This window comes from Bradyrhizobium sp. JR4.3, assembly GCF_040547695.1.
GTDB lineage: Bacteria > Pseudomonadota > Alphaproteobacteria > Rhizobiales > Xanthobacteraceae > Bradyrhizobium > Bradyrhizobium canariense.
The window spans coordinates 256,891-271,813 of sequence record NZ_JBEPQF010000001.1 but is presented as its reverse complement, the minus strand read 5'-3'; the positions used below and the strand labels follow the sequence as shown (position 1 = coordinate 271,813).

Genomic DNA, 14,923 nt, shown 5'->3' with positions numbered 1-14,923 from the left:
TTAACGACGCAAAGGCAGCGCCAGGGACGCCGAAAACGCCGCTGCGGCATGGACGCTGCAAAGCCCCTCCTGCACAACAACACAGGGATCGCGGCTGCACTGAAGCGGGACAGGTTTGTCCCGCGAGGTTGCGCCCCGAGGTAAGCGTTCAGTCATGAAACATCCGTCAAGCCGCGAATTCTTCGCATATTGGAACGAAAAGCGCGGCACTGCGCGGGCGCCAGACCGGGCCGATATCGATCCGGCTGCCGTGCGCGGCCTGCTCGGAGACATCTTCGTGCTGTCCTGCGAGCCCCATCTCGGCTTCCCGTTCCGCGTCGCCGGCACGCGCGTCTGCGCGCTCGCAGGGCGCGACCTCAAGGATTCGAGTTTTGCGGCGCTGTTCAACGAGGCTAGCCGCCGCGAGATCGAGGAGATCACGACCATCGTCGCCGACGAGAGCCTCGGCGCAATCGCCGGCGTCACCGCCGCGCGCGAGGACGGCAGCAAGGCGCATCTCGAGCTGCTGCTGCTGCCGTTCAACGCCCGCCCGCATACACCGGTGAGCGTGACAGGCGTGCTCGCGCCGTTCGACGACGAATGCGGCGCCCTTGGCCCTTTCGCCCTCACCTCCTGGCGCTATCTGCATCAGCCGGAAAAATTGCTGCCGCGTGCGATCCGCAAGCTGCAGATCGCACGCGGGCTGATGGTCTATGAGGGACTGCGCTAGCAGTGCACCCCGCTCACGGCATCGCCAGATGCCAGGCGCCGTTCAGAAAGCCGTCGCCGGTGACGTCGCCGGGCTTGGTGTCCTTGGCGAAGGTGTAGAGCGGCTTGCCCTTGTAGGCCCACTGCTTCGAGCCGTCGTCGCGCGTGATGACGGTGTAGCCGTCGGCGGCGGCATCGCTGGCCTCGGCTTTCAGCACCGGCCAGTTGGTCGCACACGGACCATTGCAGGCCGACTTGCCGTCAGCATCCTTGTCGAAAGTATAGAGCGACATGCCCTTGGCATCGGTGAGCACGTTGCCTTTGTCGGTCTTGCCGGTCTTGGCCGGCGGTGCCGCGAAAGCAGTGGGAACCAGCGCCAGCGATATTGCGAGCGTGAGCGCGAGGCGGATCGAGGTTGTGGTCATGGTCTCTCCTGTCATGCAATGGGCTTGCATCGATAGGACGCCGCGCGAGCCGTCGTATTCCTGAGATGGCGGCAAAGATATTTTTCGCTGCACGCATCGTCGCATCGGAATAAACTGGAAATGATTGAGACGGAACGACGGATCGACATGAGCAAGCCGCATTGGCGTCCCGGGCGCGCCTCCGATCTGCCGGCGATCAGCACGATCGCAGTGCGGATCCATCCTGATCTGCCTGAACGCCCCGAGGTGCTCGCGGAAAAAATGCGGCTCTATCCCGACGGCTGCCGCGTGCTCGTCGCGGACGACGGGATCGTCGGCTACGGTCTCGCGCATCCCTGGATGCAGCACCGGATTCCCCCGCTCGACGGCTTGCTCGAGCAATTGCCCGACGATGCGGATTGCCTCTATTTGCACGACGTCGCGGTGCTGCCTGATTTTCGCGGCGGTGTCGTGCGCGATTATGTGCTGGCAATCGAACAGCTCGCGCGCGCGTCAGCGATTGCGACGCTCGCATTGGTGTCGGTCTACGCCACGCGGCCGCTGTGGGAGCGTCTCGGCTTTCGGTCCGTCACGACTGATGCGAAGCTGCGGGCAAAGCTCGCGACCTACAGCGACAGCGCAACATACATGCTGCGCGACCTCGCTGCTCAGACTTGATTTCCGAGATAATGCCGCCGGTGAAATCCGGCAGCATCATTGCCGTCCGCGCCGTGCAGCTGCAGTCAGGCGCGATACTTCTTTTTCGTCTTCGGCTTCTTCCCGGGAGCGCCCTTCTCAGACCACGGCGTGACCGAGGGCTCAGCGTAGCCCGGCTTGTTCTTGTGCTTTTTCTTCTTTGCGAAGGAAGGAGCATCGTCGAATTTCGGCGTGCGCTCGCCGTATGGCTTTTCGTGCGGTTTGCCGTGTGTCTTGCCGTGTGGCTTGCCTTGCGGTTTGAACCCGCCCGGCTCGCGCGGGCGATCGTCGCGGCGTTCACGATGGTCGCCGTCGCTGCTCTCGCGCCGCGGCGCGTGGGACCGCTCTTCCGAAGGTGCCTGCCGTTGCGGCGCATCCGCCATGGACTCGATGCGAATGTTGTCTTCCTTGTCCGGACGCTTGATCTTGGCGGCGAAAGATTCCACGACCCGCTCGGAAATCTCGAACTCGGTCGTGGTGTCCATGATCTTGATCGCGCCGATGTCGTTCTTGTCGATGCCGCCACGGCGGCAGATCATCGGCAACAGCCAGCGCGCTTCCGCATTCTTTTTTCGTCCGATGTTGGCCCGAAACCAGACGCTGCCATCGGCCATGCCATGTTTCGACGACGATTTTCCCGATTTGGGCCGAGCCCTTTCGGGGCGGTCATCGCCACGCGAAGCGCGGACATCGTCACGCGGCGCGCGCGTATCGTTGCGACCGCGATCCTCGCGCGGCCGGCTGCTCCGCTCGCCGGGATCCATGATGTCTTCGGGCGACGGCAGCCGCGCGCGATAGAGCCGGGCGAGAGACGCGGCGATCTCCTCAGCCGACCGCTCGGCCAATAGCGCCTGCGCCAGCGCCAGATCGTCGGCGGTCGTCTCCTCCGTGAACAGCACGTCTTTCATGCGCTCGTGATCGAGCTTGCGGATCTCATCCGGCTGCGGCGCCGTCCCCCAGACCGCGTCGATCCCCGAAACGTTCAGCAGCATTTCCGCACGGCGGCGCCGCACGGGCGGCACCAGCATGACGCTCGTCCCCTTGCGGCCCGCGCGGCCGGTGCGGCCGGAGCGATGCTGCATGACCTCGGCGTCGTTGGGCAGGTCAGCATGAATGACGAGGTCGAGGCTCGGCAGATCGATGCCGCGGGCGGCGACATCGGTCGCCACGCAGACGCGCGAGCGTCCGTCCCGCAGCGACTGCAGCGCGGTGGTTCGTTCGTTCTGCGTCAATTCGCCTGACAGAGCGACCACGGAGAAGCCGCGCTCCAGCAGCGCTGCCTGCAAATGCCTGACGCCATCGCGCGTGCTGCAGAATACCAGCGCGCTCGGCGCCTCGTAAAAGCGCAACACGTTGACGACGGCGTGCTCGGCATCGCCGGGCGCGATCCGGATCGCGCGGTACTCGATATCGGCATGACCGCCTTCGTCGCCGGCGACCTCGATCCGGAACGCCCGCTGCTGATACTGCTTGGCCAGCGCGACGATGCCGCGCGGGAACGTCGCCGAGAACATCAGGGTGCGGCGGGTGTCCGGCGTGGTCTTGAGGATGAACTCCATGTCCTCGCGAAAGCCGAGATTGAGCATCTCGTCGGCCTCGTCGAGCACGACCACCTTCAATTCGGAGATGTCGAGACGGCCGCGGCGCAAATGATCGCACAACCGGCCGGGCGTGCCGACCACGATGTGAGCGCCGGCCGCAAGCTCGCGCTGCTCGCGCCTGGGGTCCATGCCGCCGACGCAGGAGACGACGCGGCCGCTCGCATGCTCGTACAGCCAGGCCAGCTCGCGATGGACCTGCAAGGCTAGCTCGCGGGTCGGCGCCACGATCAGGGCGAGCGGTGCACCCGCCCGCTCGAACCGCTCGGCGTCACCCAGCAGGTCCTTGGCCATGGCCAGCCCATAGGCCAGCGTCTTGCCGGAGCCGGTCTGGGCCGAAACCAAGAGGTCGCGGTCAGCGGCCTCGTCCGTGAGCACGGCGAGCTGAACAGGGGTCGGACGGTCGTAATTGCGCTCGGCCAAAGCTCGGGCGAGCGGCGCACTCATGGTCGGAAAAGACACGGGATAAACCTTGGTTGGTCCAGGCGCGGAACGTCGAGCCGCGCGACCTGAAGCTGCGTAGGCGGCAAATGGTCCAGCCGCACGCGTGGTGATTTGATTTGGACGCTCTTTACGCCAAGTGCGGGCAAATCACCATGCCTATGACGCATGGCTTTGGCGATGCCGAGAATAAGCTTACTGGCCAGCTCGACCCACTACATCCAGCGTTTTCGAGCCGCTTTGCTGCATATAGCGGGATTTTGCCCCGAAGTCCCGCCGCGCTGCGCAAGCTCGCATACAGAGCGACGCGCAAGGCCCTAATCCTTGGAGGTCACCAGCCTGCCGAATCCGCCGACCAGCCTGGCTCTGGCCCGCGCAACGGTCTCCCTCGCCGTGCGACCCAAGGCGCGGACCGCGCGCCAGGCGTCGGTTGCCTGCAGCCACGCCTTCACCTCGGAGTACTTGCCGTACGCCCAGGCAAAAGCCGGAATCCGCATCAGCTTGTCACGCGTGAGATGGAACAGGCGCTCGACCAGGACGAGCTTGAGCAGCTCGCCGACGATGAACGTCACGGCCCCGCTCACGATCTGGCCGGTTGCGGCGAGATAGGCCGCCACGGGCTTGACCGGCTCCAGGATAATGACGGGGACGGAAAACAGGGCAAGCGAGCAATAAGGCGACAGCGATCTGATCCAGCCGCGCAATCGCTTCAACTGGAGATGCCGCCCGATCCAGCGCGAGATTGGCCTCGCCACGGCCATGAAGACCGCATCCACCAGGAAGTAGATGGCGGCCAGGATGTAAGTGACGGGTTTCAGGATTCGCTTCACGATGAACTCTCCCGTGAATTGAAAGCCGAAACCCCGGTCTAAGTTTCACCTCGGCGTGAATAACTCGGAGATTTTCGATGGAACTTTTCGTACACAGGCCCACCGCTCCCGCGGTTCAGATCTCCGCATAGACCTCCAAGAGATTGCCGTCGGGGTCGCGGAAGAACAGCGTCCGGTGCCCGAACGACTGGTTCGTCGGCGGCGACAGCAGGGCCACGCCGTGGCGTGCGAGTTCGTCGGCACATGCATCGACTTCGGCCGCGGACACCTTGAAGGCCAGTTGCAGCGAGGCGCTGCCCGCCGGCGTCGGCGGGTCAGTCGCGGTCCGGCCCGGTGTTGCGAGAGCCAGCGTGTTGGGGCCCAAGCCGTATTCGATCCAGTTCGGCGACAGCTCCCGCAGCAGCGGAAACGCGAGGACGTCTTCATAGAAGCGGCGCATCGCCACCATGTCGCGCACGAAGATGACGGTGTAGTCGATCGCGCGGATGGCCCGGAAGGGTGAGCGGGTGGGTTGGGTCGGCTCGTTTGTCATCTCGTCCTTCATTCCAAACGCCGGCCCGTATCCCGTATGGAGCGTAGCGGAATACGGGGAGCCGCAGGCGAGAATCCCGGATTGCGCTGCGCTCCATCCGGCCTACGAATTTCTCACGCCACCAATTCCGGCCACGGCACGATCGTTGACTTCACCGTCTTCATCGCCATCGCGTCCCTGACCGCCTGCGCGACGCCTTCTTCCGTGAACGGATAGATCGTCTGCATCTTCAGCCAGGGATATTTGTCACGGGTGCGATAGAGCATGTCGACGCCGAGCGGCAGATCGTTGGCGGTAAAACCCCAGGAGCCCAGCACATTGAGGTCCTTGGTGCAGATGCGGTGCCAGGAGGTCTCGATCGAGCCGGCGTCGGTGAACTGGCCCATCTCGACATAGGTGCCGCCGTCGCGCAGCATCTCGATGCCTTCGGGGCCGGCGGAGGGATGGCCCGAGCAATCCATCACCAGATCGGCGCCGAAGCCGCCGACGATGTCGCGTACGCGCGCGATGCGTGCCTCGGGCGATTTCAGTTCGTCGATGTTCACCGTCGCCTCGGCGCCGAACTCACGCGCGAGCTTGAGCCGCGGCTCCTCCGGCGCACCGACGCAGATGACGCGCCCTGCTCCCATCTCCTGCGCGGCGGCAACCGCGAGAATGCCGATCGGGCCCGAGCCCTGGATCACCACCGTGTCGCCCCAGGTGAAACCACCGGCGCGGCTGGCGCGATTGAAGGCGCGGATGCAGGAGGTCAGCGGCTCCGACAGCGCCCCCAGCCGCAGCGACATGTCGTCAGGCAATTTGTAGATCTTGGTGCCCGGCAGCATATCGAGATCGACATAGACATATTCGGCCCAGCCGCCCCACATGTGAGGCGCCTTGTCGAAGCCGAGATAGCGGCCGTAATAGACCGGCGTCAGGCACTTGTTGGCGACTTGCGGAAAATGGATGCAGTAATAGCAACGGCCGCAGGGCATCAGCGGCGGGATCATCACCTTTGATCCGACCTTCAGCGGCTTGCTCATGAAGTCCTCGGTGAATTCGTCGCCGCATTCGATAATGATTCCGCCGAGCTCGTGGCCGAGCGTGAACGGCCACGGCAGCGGCTTCGGCCAATGTCCCTTCAGGATGTGCAGGTCCGTGCCGCAGACGCCGCACGCACCGACCTTGATCAGCGCCGCCTTCCGGCCGACCTTCGGCCACGGCACGGAGCGGATGACGGGTTCGCTGCCCGGCCCTGCGTGGGTGCAGACGCGGATCTGGTCCATAGAGGTTTCCTCGATGCCCGCTTTTATTATGGCTGATTGGTGCGAGCTGACGAGCAGCGTATGTGAGATGCACGGTCGTGCCAAGCCGCGGCCTCGTAGCCCGCATGAGCGAAGCGACACGCGGGGCCGGCGTTCCCGGATATCGCTTCGCTCATCCGGGCTACGGGACCGCTGTCCTCACACACCCAAGTGTCTTGAGCGCTCGACGGCGAACGTGTAGGCACGGCGCGAAAAGTCCCACCCAGGTGCCCGCTTGAACCCCCTTCCCCAAAACCCCGTGGTCGCGTCCGGCTCGTTCGCGGCGATGAAGTCGGTGCCCTACCGGCTCCAGTTCATCGCTTACGTGCTGGCGATGATGGCCGATAATATTGAGCATGTGATCAGTTATTGGGTGGTGTTCCAGAAATTCCATTCGCCGGCGCTGGCGGGCTTTGCGGTGCTGTCGCACTGGCTGCCGTTCCTGCTGTTCTCGGTCGCGGTTGGCGGGCTCGCCGACCGGGTCGATCCGCGCCGCATCATTCAGTGCGGCATGCTGCTGTTCATTGTTGCCTCTAGCGGATGGGGTTTCTTCTTCATCACCGATACGATCGAGATGTGGCACGCCATGCTGCTGTTGGTGATCCATGGCTGCGCCGGCGTGTTGTGGCAAACGCCGAACCAGCTGCTGCTCTACGACCTCGTCGGCCCCGCTGATCTTCCGAGCGCGGTGCGGCTGAATGCGATGGCGCGCTATCTCGGCATTTTGGTCGGACCTGCCGTCGGCGGCATCATCATGCTGACGCTCGGCACCTCGCATGGCATCATCTTCAACACGCTGTTCTATCTGCCGATGCTGCTGTGGCTGTTCTGGGCGCCGGTGCGGGACAAGAGTGTCGCGGTGCGTCGCTTCGCGGTGCGCGGCCTTGCCGACATCATGCTGACCATCGGCGCCATCGGCACCCAGCCGGTACTGACGGCGATGACATGGCTCGCCGGCCTCACCTCCTTCATGATCGGCAACGCCTATCACGCGCAGATGCCGGGCTTTGCCGGCGATCTCGGCCATGGCGATCCCGGAATCTCCTACAGCGTGCTGCTCGCGGCCGATGCTGCCGGCGCACTGCTCGCCGGCATCGCGCTGGAATCCTGGGGACGGCTCAAGGGCACGCCGCGCACCGCGATCATGCTCGCGATGCTGTGGAGCGTGGCGCTGCTCGGCTTCGCCTCGGTGCGGATCTATCCGGTCGCGATCGTGTTGCTGTTCTTTGCAGGCTTCTTCGAGCTGTCGTTCAACACCATGGCGCAGGCACTGGTGCAGTTGAACGCACCGTCAGACATTCGCGGCCGCGTCGTCGGCCTCTACAACATGGCGGGGCTCGGGATGCGGGCCTTCAGCGGCATCACGGTCGGACTGTTCGGTGCGGCGATCGGCATTCACTGGTCGCTCGGGCTCTCAGCCGCGGTGCTGCTGGCGCTGCTATGTCTTCTCTATGGGCGCGCGACGAGGAAGACGGCCGGTTGACTCCGGCGTCTCCCCACCGCACGCTCGATACAGGGTTTGGGGGGATGAAGCGTTGCGCAATCGCTGGGGCATACTTGCGATCCTGTTCGTCGTTCGCCTCACCATCGCATTCCAGTTCCAGAGCGTGGCCGCGGTCGCGCCGCTGCTGCAGCAGAGCTTCGGCGTCGGACTCGCCGATATCGGCATCCTGATCGGACTCTATTTCACACCGGGCATCGTGCTGGCGCTGCCGGGCGGCGCGATCGGCCGGACGCTTGGCGACAAGCCTACCACGATCGTGGCGCTGCTGCTGATGACGGCGGGCAGCCTCGTCATGGCCACCACCGGCGTCTGGGGCTGGCAGATGGCGGGCCGGCTCGCCTCCGGCGCCGGCGGCGTGCTGCTGACCGTGCAGCTCACCAAGATGGGCACCGACTGGTTTGCGGGTAAGGAGATCGCCACCGCGATGGCGATCTTCGTCAACTCCTGGCCGGCCGGCGTTGCGATCTCGCTGCTGGTGCTGCCGGCGATCGGCACGGCGTATGGCGCCGGCGCCGTGTTCCTCGTGGCCGGCGCGCTGACCGCGATCGGCATCGTGCTGATCATTTTCTACCAATCGCCGCCGGGAGCAACCGCCAGCGCGGCCGGCTCCGGGCGGCTCGATCCGCTCGCTCTCTTGGCGGTGATCGTCGCGGGTGCGATCTGGGGCCTTTATAACATCGGCTTCGCCATGATTTTCTCGTTCGGCCCCTCATTGCTCGTCGAGCGCGGCTGGAGCATTGCGGCGGCGGGATCGGCGATCAGCCTCGTGATGTGGCTGTCGGTGATCTCGGTGCCATCAGGCGGATATCTCGCCGATCGCACCAAGCGCCCCTTTGTCGTGGCGATCGCGGCGAGCCTCGTGGTGGCCGGTCTGCTCGCCTGGCTGACCCGGTCCGACGCTGTGATCGCGATCCTCGTCCTGGGCGGCTTGATCGGCGGCCTTCCCGCCGGCCCGATCATGAGCCTGGCCGCCCGCGTACTCGCGCCGGAGACACGAGCGGTCGGAATGGGCGTGTTCTACACTCTCTTCTATGCCGCGATGATGCTGGGGCCGGCGGTGGCGGGCCGGCTCGCCAAATCGGCCGGCACTGCCGCGGTCGCGCTCGACCTCGGCGCGCTGACGGTGCTGGCCTGCCCGCCCCTGATGTGGCTTTTCGAACGCATTGTGTCTGTTCGTCATCGCCGCGCCCGATCCTAACGCGGCATTAACCCTGTGCACCTTAGGGTCGTCCCGGACTCCGCCAGGCGGGGGGTCGGGTTGTGAAAATGGCGTTGGCGCACAAAAAATTTCTTCCGGCCGCCGAGGAACGTCGGCGTTTCCAACGGGTGAAGGTTCACCTGCTCGGCCGCTACATGCTGCCGGACCGCCGTGAATTTCCCTGCCAGGTGATCAACATGTCGCCGGGCGGGCTGGCACTGCTGGCCCCCGGCATCGGCAATGTCGGCGACCGCGTGGTCGCTTATCTCGACCATATCGGCCGCGTCGAGGGCAAGATCACCCGCATCATCGACAATGGCTTCGCCATGACGGTCGGTGCGACGCCGCGAAAGCGCGACAAGCTCGCGGCACAGCTGACCTGGCTCGCCAACCGCGACATTCTCAACCTGCCGGAAGACCGCCGCCACGACCGTATCGTGCCGCGTAACCCGATCGCGGTGCTGACGCTCGAGGACGGCACCAAGATGACCTGCCGCATCATCGACCTCTCGCTGTCGGGCGCCGCCATCGCCGCGGAGAACCGGCCGCCGCTGAAATCGACGGTTCTGCTCGGCCGGGTGCAGGGCCGCGTGGTCCGAAACCTCGAAGACGGCTTCGCGCTCGAGTTCATGCATTCGCAGCCGATTGAAACTCTCGAAGAGAGCGTTACCGCGCGGTAAAGCGCGAAGGCACCAAAACCACTGCATTTCCAGCCCTGAAGGCGGCCTCCGCGATGCGGACGCCGCCTTTTTCATGGGTCGTGACGAGCCTCGCGCGGGTTAACGCGGAGACTGCGGGTGCGTGCAAACAGCGGTTCCGCCAGCGTTTCCGCGTTAATCGATAAAATTTGAATCAATTGCAGTCATATCGAATCTTATTCAAGTTTGACTCAAGTATAGATCGAATTCGCCGCGTGTTTTACTTGTATTCGTCTCGACTTGACTTGACTGACTTAGCGGCAACTCAAAAGCTCCCTGCGCAATGTGGTCCCAACAAGAAACGGGGGCCGCAATGTTTGATTTCAGGGGACAGGGGAAGAGAATGGCGCTGGCCGCCATGCTCTTCGGAATGAGCGCGGCAGCGCAGGCCGGCGAAGGCCGTCTGCTCTACGCAAGCCTCGGCGACACCACGCGTGCGCCGATCGGCTGGGTCGAGTTCTGTGCGGGCAATGCCGCTCAGTGCCAGGGCGCACCGACGCAACCGCGTGACATCGTGATGTCGCAGGCTGCATGGCGCGACCTCGTCAAGGTCAATCGCTGGGTCAACGAGACCGTCAAGCCTTTGACCGACCAGGAGCACTGGGGCGTGATCGAAAAATGGTCGCTGCCGTCCGACGGTTACGGCGACTGTGAAGACTACGTGCTATTGAAGCGCAAGATGCTGATCGATGCCGGATGGCCGCGCGAGGCCCTGCTCATCACCGTCGTGCGCGACAAGAAGGGCGAAGGACACGCGGTGCTGACGGTGAAGACCGACAAGGGCGAGTTCGTTCTCGACAATCAGAACGAGAACGTCGTTGCCTGGACGGAGACCGGCTACCGCTTCGTCAAGCGCCAGTCGCAGAGCGATCCCAATGTCTGGGTCTCGCTCGGCGACACCAAGCCGGCGGTCTCCACCGCCAGCGCGAGAGATCAGTAGAGACAAACGAAAGAGATACGCGACCCGGTCACATCCCCACCCCTCCCCGTCCCAGACCGGTTCGCGCGCGCCCAGCCATCCCCCAATGGCTGGGCGCAACTTTTTTGGGGTGCGCTTCGCTCAGTCCTGTGACGTCTGCCGCGACCAGGGTACGCGCGCGGCGGTGAAATCGCGCCATGTGCTTTGCAGGGCGGGCTGCACCCCGACCGACGCGCGCGCCTGCCAGCCGGCGATCGCCGCCGCGGCGATGGCGCCGTCGGGCTCGGCACCAAGGCCGTCCAGCAATGATGCCGTGACCGCCATGTCGTTGAAGGCGCCAAGCTGCTCCTGCAAGCCGGCGAGCCTGCGCGCGAATTTTCGCGCGGATTTGCGGTCCGCGAACAGCGGCAGCAGAAACTCGCTGACATAACGCAGCCGCTTGGTCGCGAGCCGCACGCGGTGCAGACCTTCGGCGGGAAGCGATTTGAAGCGGCGGCCGCGCCTGAGCACCTTCGCATATTGCTTCGACAGAATGCGCTGCGCGAAGTTGACGGCGGGTTCGGCGAGCTGGCCGAGATGCTGCGCGGCGATGTCGTTGCGCCAACCCCGCGCCTCGATCCACCCGCCGAGGCTGATCAGGAACATCGCGCAGCGGCGATCGTCGAGCGCATCGTGCGCCTTGCGATAGGCATCCGACTGGCGTTCGGCCGCAGCCTGGCCCAGCGCATCGAAGCCCGCGACCGACGGACAGGCTGTTGCGATTGTCGGCAAGGTATCGAGCCGGAATACATCCCAGTCGCGCGCGGCGGAGAGGTCTTGCGCCAGCCATCTGGCTTCGGTTCGCAGCGTGTCGACGTTGCTCGACACGCCCGCCGAATGCATCAGATCCAGCACCGACCGCAGCCGGCGCAGCGAGACGCGCAGCTGATGGATTCCTTCCGGATTGCGGCCGTCCTCGGCAGCCGGCAGCGACTGAAGCAGATGGAGGAAGCAGGAGCGCAGGATCGTCGCGAACGCCTCGTCCAATGCCACTGACGGATCGAGGCGAAGTTTTCGCGGACGAAGCGCCGAGGGCGGCTTGTCGGCGGCGAGATCGAACCCGCGCGCCGATTTGGTGCGGATCGACGGCTTTACGTCACCGTGCTCCGCGAGCCGCAGCGCGATCTCGTAGATCGCGCCCGCGCTGCCGCTCTTGAGCTCCAGCTCGATCTCGTTCACCGGCAGTGAACGGTCGCCGGCCGTCAACTCACCCCGGTCGAAGGCGATCTCGACCGCGCCTGACGGCAGCTCGATCAGCCGCGCATGGCGATGGACATCGGCGGTGAAGACCGCTTCAAGCGGCTGCGCTTCCAGGTGGCCGCGAAGCTTCTCAGGAATGAAGGGCATTGCCAAAGCGAGGTCGGGCGCAAGCGAAGGCACGCTCGCCTCCCACTCGCCACGGCGGAGTGGATCGTCCACCGCATCGGTCTTCACGGTTTGAACGAAGCGCGCACCGCTCTGACGAACGCGCAGGCTCAAGCCGTTGCGCCGAAGTGTCCGCTCCGGCGTGTCGTAATAGACGGACTTGAGATGTTTGCGCGTGCCCTTGTTGCGCGCGTTCGTCGCGATCACAGGCGCAGCGTTGAAATGCGCCATGCGATCGGCATCGACGAGAAGCTTGAGTTCGATCTCACCGGCGCCATGCGCGGCAGCACTCGACCGGAGTGGTTCCGTTGCCGGTTCCGCGTCTTGCGATGGCGTCTGATCGATCACAGCGCCCTCGACGATCACAGGTTCCGCGGCGGGTTCGCGTTGCCTGAGGAAGCCGGCGACGGCTTGCGTTCTCTTGTTGTCCTTCGCAACAGGACTCCCATCCCGCGCGCTCGGATGCTTGCGGACCGGCGTTGCGTCTGACTTCAGCATTTGAGGTAACATGACAGTTCAATGACAGAGCGACAGCGTATAGCCGCTGCCGCCCGCGAGGAATAGTCACCTTACGTCGCAGTACCCCACCGTCCACACGAGGCCGCGAGCGGCTTGACCACAGGAACTAAATTGCCGCCGGGCGCAGCAAGCGATCGAATTGACTGCGAATTCCGCTCTACTCGAAACCGAGATGAACGCGTCAGCGAGCTTGACTCATGCCAGCCTTCCCGCAATCGGTGGCGATGGCGTCGAGCGCGCTGCCCTGTCCCTCCGGGTTGCTTCATCGGCTACCGGCACGGCAATCACAAGGAGCTGCCATGACGTCGTTCCGTCCCGTCATCGCGTTGTCCAGGGGCCTCGAAGTCCTGCGGGTGATCAACCAGGAACGGCAGTCGACCGTCGGCTCGCTGCACAAGGCGACGGGGCTCAACAAGGCGACGATCGTCCGCATGCTCGAGACGCTGGAGCATGAAGGTTATGTGGTGCGCCGTACCGAACCGGCCAGCTACGCGCCGACGGGACGCGCGCTGCTGCTCAGCGCAGGCTATGACGAACCGACCTGGATTGGCGGCATCGCCGAACCCATCCTGAACAAATTCCGCAAGCAGATCCATTGGCCGTCAGACATCGCGGTGCTCGATCAGGAATCCATGGTCATCGCCCACACAACGCGCGTGGATGGATCGCTGCTGTTCAGCCGCCCGCCGGGTTTTCGCTTTCCCGTGCTTGGCACCTCGATGGGACGGGCCTATCTCGCCTTCTGCGAGCCCGCCGAGCAGGAGCGCATTGCCGCGCGGCTTGCCCTCGGTCCCGAGCCCTGGAACGATCTGGCGCGCAATCCCGACAAGCTCACCAAGGCGCTGCGCACGATCCGCAAAGCCGGGTTCGCGGTGATGGACGACAGCTACAGCCGCAGTATCTTCGGCGGCGCAGTCTGGGCGCTTGGCGTTCCCGTCGCGCTTCAGAACCGGCTGTTCGGCAGCATGAACGTGATGATGCTCCGCGAAGCGGTCAGTCCGGAGGAAGGCATACGCCGCTTCGTACCTCCGATGAAGAAGGTCGCTTCCGCACTTGCCGAGGCGCTCGGCGCCAAGCTTGCTGCGCCAGGCTCTCCTGCAGGTCGGCCGTGACCATTTCACACAGTGAAACGATATTTTGATTTCTTGACCCTCCTCCTTGCCCATGTGACACCTCGTTGCGGCGGCTGCCGGCTGCCCAATGACACACGGAAAAGGGGAGGCTGAAGTGCGGACATCCGCGAGAATTTGGGCTGCCGCGATTGCATGCCTGACGCTGGCCGCTTCCGAAACGGCTTGGGCCGAAGCGTGGCCGACCCGGGCAATCAAGATCGTCGTCTCCACACCGGCAGGCGGCATCACCGATGCCTTCGCCCGCGCCTATGGCGACTACATCTCGCAGAAGCTTGGCTAGCCGGTCATTGTCGAAAACAAGACCGGAGCCAGCGGCGCGCTGGCGGCACAGTCGGTGAAGGATTCCCCGGCCGACGGTTACACGCTGATGTACACGATCTCGTCCACCCTGCTCGGTAACCGGCTGCTGCTGAAATCGCTGGCCTATGATCCGGACAAGGATTTCACGATCGTCGCGGTGACGCCTTCGGGGCATCTGCCGTTGGTGGTCCATTCCGCCACCAATGCAAAGACGATCGAAGAGTTCGTCGCGTACGCACGTAGCAACAAGGTCACGGCTGGCTCGTACGGGATCGGCTCGTTCGCGCACATTGCGATCGCCGAGCTCAACCGACAATTCGGTCTCGACATTTCCATCGTGCATTATCGCGGCGAAGCGCCGATGTGGCAGGATCTTGCCGCCGGGGTGATCCAGGCGGCGGTCGGAAGCTATCAGGCCGCGCTGCCGGTGCTCGATACCGGCATCGGCCGCCCAATTGCCGTGCCGACACCGGTGCGCATGAAGAAGCTGCCCGAGACCAAGACATTTGCCGAGCAAGGGGTCACCGGCAATGTCTTCCAGCTCATCAGCTTTACCGCGCTGGTGGCGCCTGCTGCGATGCCTGCAGACCGGATCGACATGCTCGCCAAGCTGATGGTCGAAGGCGGCAAGACGGAGCGCGTGCAGAAGCTGCTCGATGCCTTCGGCGTCGACCAGCCGGCCATGGATCGCGCATCCTCGATTGCGCTTTACGAAAAAGAAGGGCCGATCTGGCTCGAGTCGATCAAGACTCTCGGATTGGAGCCACAATAGATTCG

General features: G+C 64.4%; 15 protein-coding genes. 9 read left to right on the top strand and 6 right to left on the bottom strand.

All coding sequences use genetic code 11. The features are described from left to right. Positions 1–154 precede the first annotated feature (154 nt). Positions 155–709: a PAS domain-containing protein gene (locus tag ABIB91_RS01405; protein WP_354128737.1), complete on the top strand. Its 555-nt coding sequence runs from the start codon at positions 155–157 to the stop codon at positions 707–709. A gap of 13 nt (positions 710–722) precedes the next feature. Here ABIB91_RS01405 and ABIB91_RS01400 read toward each other — a convergent pair whose 3' ends face one another. After that, positions 723–1,112, bottom strand: coding sequence for a COG4315 family predicted lipoprotein (locus tag ABIB91_RS01400; RefSeq protein WP_354158918.1), 390 nt, complete (start codon positions 1,110–1,112; stop codon positions 723–725). A gap of 147 nt (positions 1,113–1,259) precedes the next feature. Between ABIB91_RS01400 and ABIB91_RS01395 the strand changes: the two genes are divergently transcribed. Beyond that, positions 1,260–1,769, top strand: a complete 510-nt coding sequence (locus tag ABIB91_RS01395) for a GNAT family N-acetyltransferase (RefSeq protein WP_007602586.1) — start codon at positions 1,260–1,262, stop codon at positions 1,767–1,769. A 65-nt stretch (positions 1,770–1,834) separates the two neighbouring features. On the opposite strand, the gene ABIB91_RS01390 is transcribed toward ABIB91_RS01395, so the two are convergent. The 4 genes from ABIB91_RS01390 to ABIB91_RS01375 all read right to left on the bottom strand — a co-directional run bounded on the left by ABIB91_RS01390 (position 1,835) and on the right by ABIB91_RS01375 (position 6,453). Next, positions 1,835–3,832: a DEAD/DEAH box helicase gene (locus ABIB91_RS01390; protein WP_354159291.1), complete on the bottom strand. Its 1,998-nt coding sequence runs from the start codon at positions 3,830–3,832 to the stop codon at positions 1,835–1,837. Positions 3,833–4,143: 311 nt separating this feature from the next. Continuing rightward, positions 4,144–4,656 (bottom strand): hypothetical protein, encoded by a 513-nt coding sequence (locus ABIB91_RS01385; RefSeq protein WP_354158920.1) that lies wholly within the window; start codon positions 4,654–4,656, stop codon positions 4,144–4,146. 115 nt (positions 4,657–4,771) lie between these two features. After that, positions 4,772–5,200 (bottom strand): VOC family protein, encoded by a 429-nt coding sequence (locus tag ABIB91_RS01380; protein WP_354158922.1) that lies wholly within the window; start codon positions 5,198–5,200, stop codon positions 4,772–4,774. Positions 5,201–5,301: 101 nt separating this feature from the next. Then, a complete protein-coding gene (locus tag ABIB91_RS01375; RefSeq protein ID WP_354158924.1) occupies positions 5,302–6,453 on the bottom strand; it encodes a zinc-binding dehydrogenase in 1,152 nt (383 codons plus the stop codon). A 253-nt stretch (positions 6,454–6,706) separates the two neighbouring features. On the opposite strand from ABIB91_RS01375, the gene ABIB91_RS01370 reads away from it, so the two are divergent. The 4 genes from ABIB91_RS01370 to ABIB91_RS01355 all read left to right on the top strand — a co-directional run bounded on the left by ABIB91_RS01370 (position 6,707) and on the right by ABIB91_RS01355 (position 10,811). Further along, positions 6,707–7,954, top strand: a complete 1,248-nt coding sequence (locus ABIB91_RS01370) for an MFS transporter (RefSeq protein WP_354158926.1) — start codon at positions 6,707–6,709, stop codon at positions 7,952–7,954. Positions 7,955–8,006: 52 nt separating this feature from the next. Continuing rightward, on the top strand, positions 8,007–9,173 hold the full coding sequence (locus ABIB91_RS01365) for an MFS transporter (RefSeq protein ID WP_354158928.1): 1,167 nt from the start codon (positions 8,007–8,009) through the stop codon (positions 9,171–9,173). 68 nt (positions 9,174–9,241) lie between these two features. Next, a complete protein-coding gene (locus ABIB91_RS01360; protein ID WP_007602573.1) occupies positions 9,242–9,853 on the top strand; it encodes a PilZ domain-containing protein in 612 nt (203 codons plus the stop codon). A gap of 331 nt (positions 9,854–10,184) precedes the next feature. Then, the gene (locus ABIB91_RS01355) at positions 10,185–10,811 is read left to right on the top strand and encodes a transglutaminase-like cysteine peptidase (protein ID WP_354158930.1); all 627 of its coding nucleotides are present in this window, start codon (positions 10,185–10,187) and stop codon (positions 10,809–10,811) included. A 120-nt stretch (positions 10,812–10,931) separates the two neighbouring features. Here ABIB91_RS01355 and ABIB91_RS01350 read toward each other — a convergent pair whose 3' ends face one another. Further along, positions 10,932–12,692, bottom strand: a complete 1,761-nt coding sequence (locus ABIB91_RS01350; RefSeq protein WP_354158932.1) for a CYTH and CHAD domain-containing protein — start codon at positions 12,690–12,692, stop codon at positions 10,932–10,934. Between the two features lie 320 nt (positions 12,693–13,012). Between ABIB91_RS01350 and ABIB91_RS01345 the strand changes: the two genes are divergently transcribed. From ABIB91_RS01345 to ABIB91_RS01335, 3 genes are all read left to right on the top strand, one after another. Next, positions 13,013–13,825 carry a helix-turn-helix domain-containing protein gene (locus ABIB91_RS01345; protein ID WP_354158934.1) on the top strand — a complete coding sequence of 271 codons (813 nt, stop codon included), beginning with the start codon at positions 13,013–13,015 and terminating at the stop codon, positions 13,823–13,825. A 115-nt stretch (positions 13,826–13,940) separates the two neighbouring features. After that, positions 13,941–14,126 carry a hypothetical protein gene (locus tag ABIB91_RS01340; RefSeq protein WP_354158936.1) on the top strand — a complete coding sequence of 62 codons (186 nt, stop codon included), beginning with the start codon at positions 13,941–13,943 and terminating at the stop codon, positions 14,124–14,126. Positions 14,127–14,132: 6 nt separating this feature from the next. After that, on the top strand, positions 14,133–14,918 hold the full coding sequence (locus ABIB91_RS01335; protein WP_354159293.1) for a Bug family tripartite tricarboxylate transporter substrate binding protein: 786 nt from the start codon (positions 14,133–14,135) through the stop codon (positions 14,916–14,918). The last annotated feature ends 5 nt before the right edge of the window (positions 14,919–14,923 follow it).

Bases quoted from the DNA above. Each gene is read 5' to 3' on its own strand.
- ABIB91_RS01405 (WP_354128737.1), top strand. From the start codon at position 155: ATGAAACATCCGTCAAGCCGCGAATTCTTCGCATATTGGAACGAAAAG.
- ABIB91_RS01400 (WP_354158918.1), bottom strand. From the start codon at position 1,112: ATGACCACAACCTCGATCCGCCTCGCGCTCACGCTCGCAATATCGCTG.
- ABIB91_RS01395 (WP_007602586.1), top strand. From the start codon at position 1,260: ATGAGCAAGCCGCATTGGCGTCCCGGGCGCGCCTCCGATCTGCCGGCG.
- ABIB91_RS01390 (WP_354159291.1), bottom strand. From the start codon at position 3,832: ATGAGTGCGCCGCTCGCCCGAGCTTTGGCCGAGCGCAATTACGACCGT.
- ABIB91_RS01380 (WP_354158922.1), bottom strand. From the start codon at position 5,200: ATGAAGGACGAGATGACAAACGAGCCGACCCAACCCACCCGCTCACCC.
- ABIB91_RS01375 (WP_354158924.1), bottom strand. From the start codon at position 6,453: ATGGACCAGATCCGCGTCTGCACCCACGCAGGGCCGGGCAGCGAACCC.
- ABIB91_RS01360 (WP_007602573.1), top strand. From the start codon at position 9,242: ATGGCGTTGGCGCACAAAAAATTTCTTCCGGCCGCCGAGGAACGTCGG.
- ABIB91_RS01355 (WP_354158930.1), top strand. From the start codon at position 10,185: ATGTTTGATTTCAGGGGACAGGGGAAGAGAATGGCGCTGGCCGCCATG.
- ABIB91_RS01350 (WP_354158932.1), bottom strand. From the start codon at position 12,692: ATGCTGAAGTCAGACGCAACGCCGGTCCGCAAGCATCCGAGCGCGCGG.
- ABIB91_RS01345 (WP_354158934.1), top strand. From the start codon at position 13,013: ATGACGTCGTTCCGTCCCGTCATCGCGTTGTCCAGGGGCCTCGAAGTC.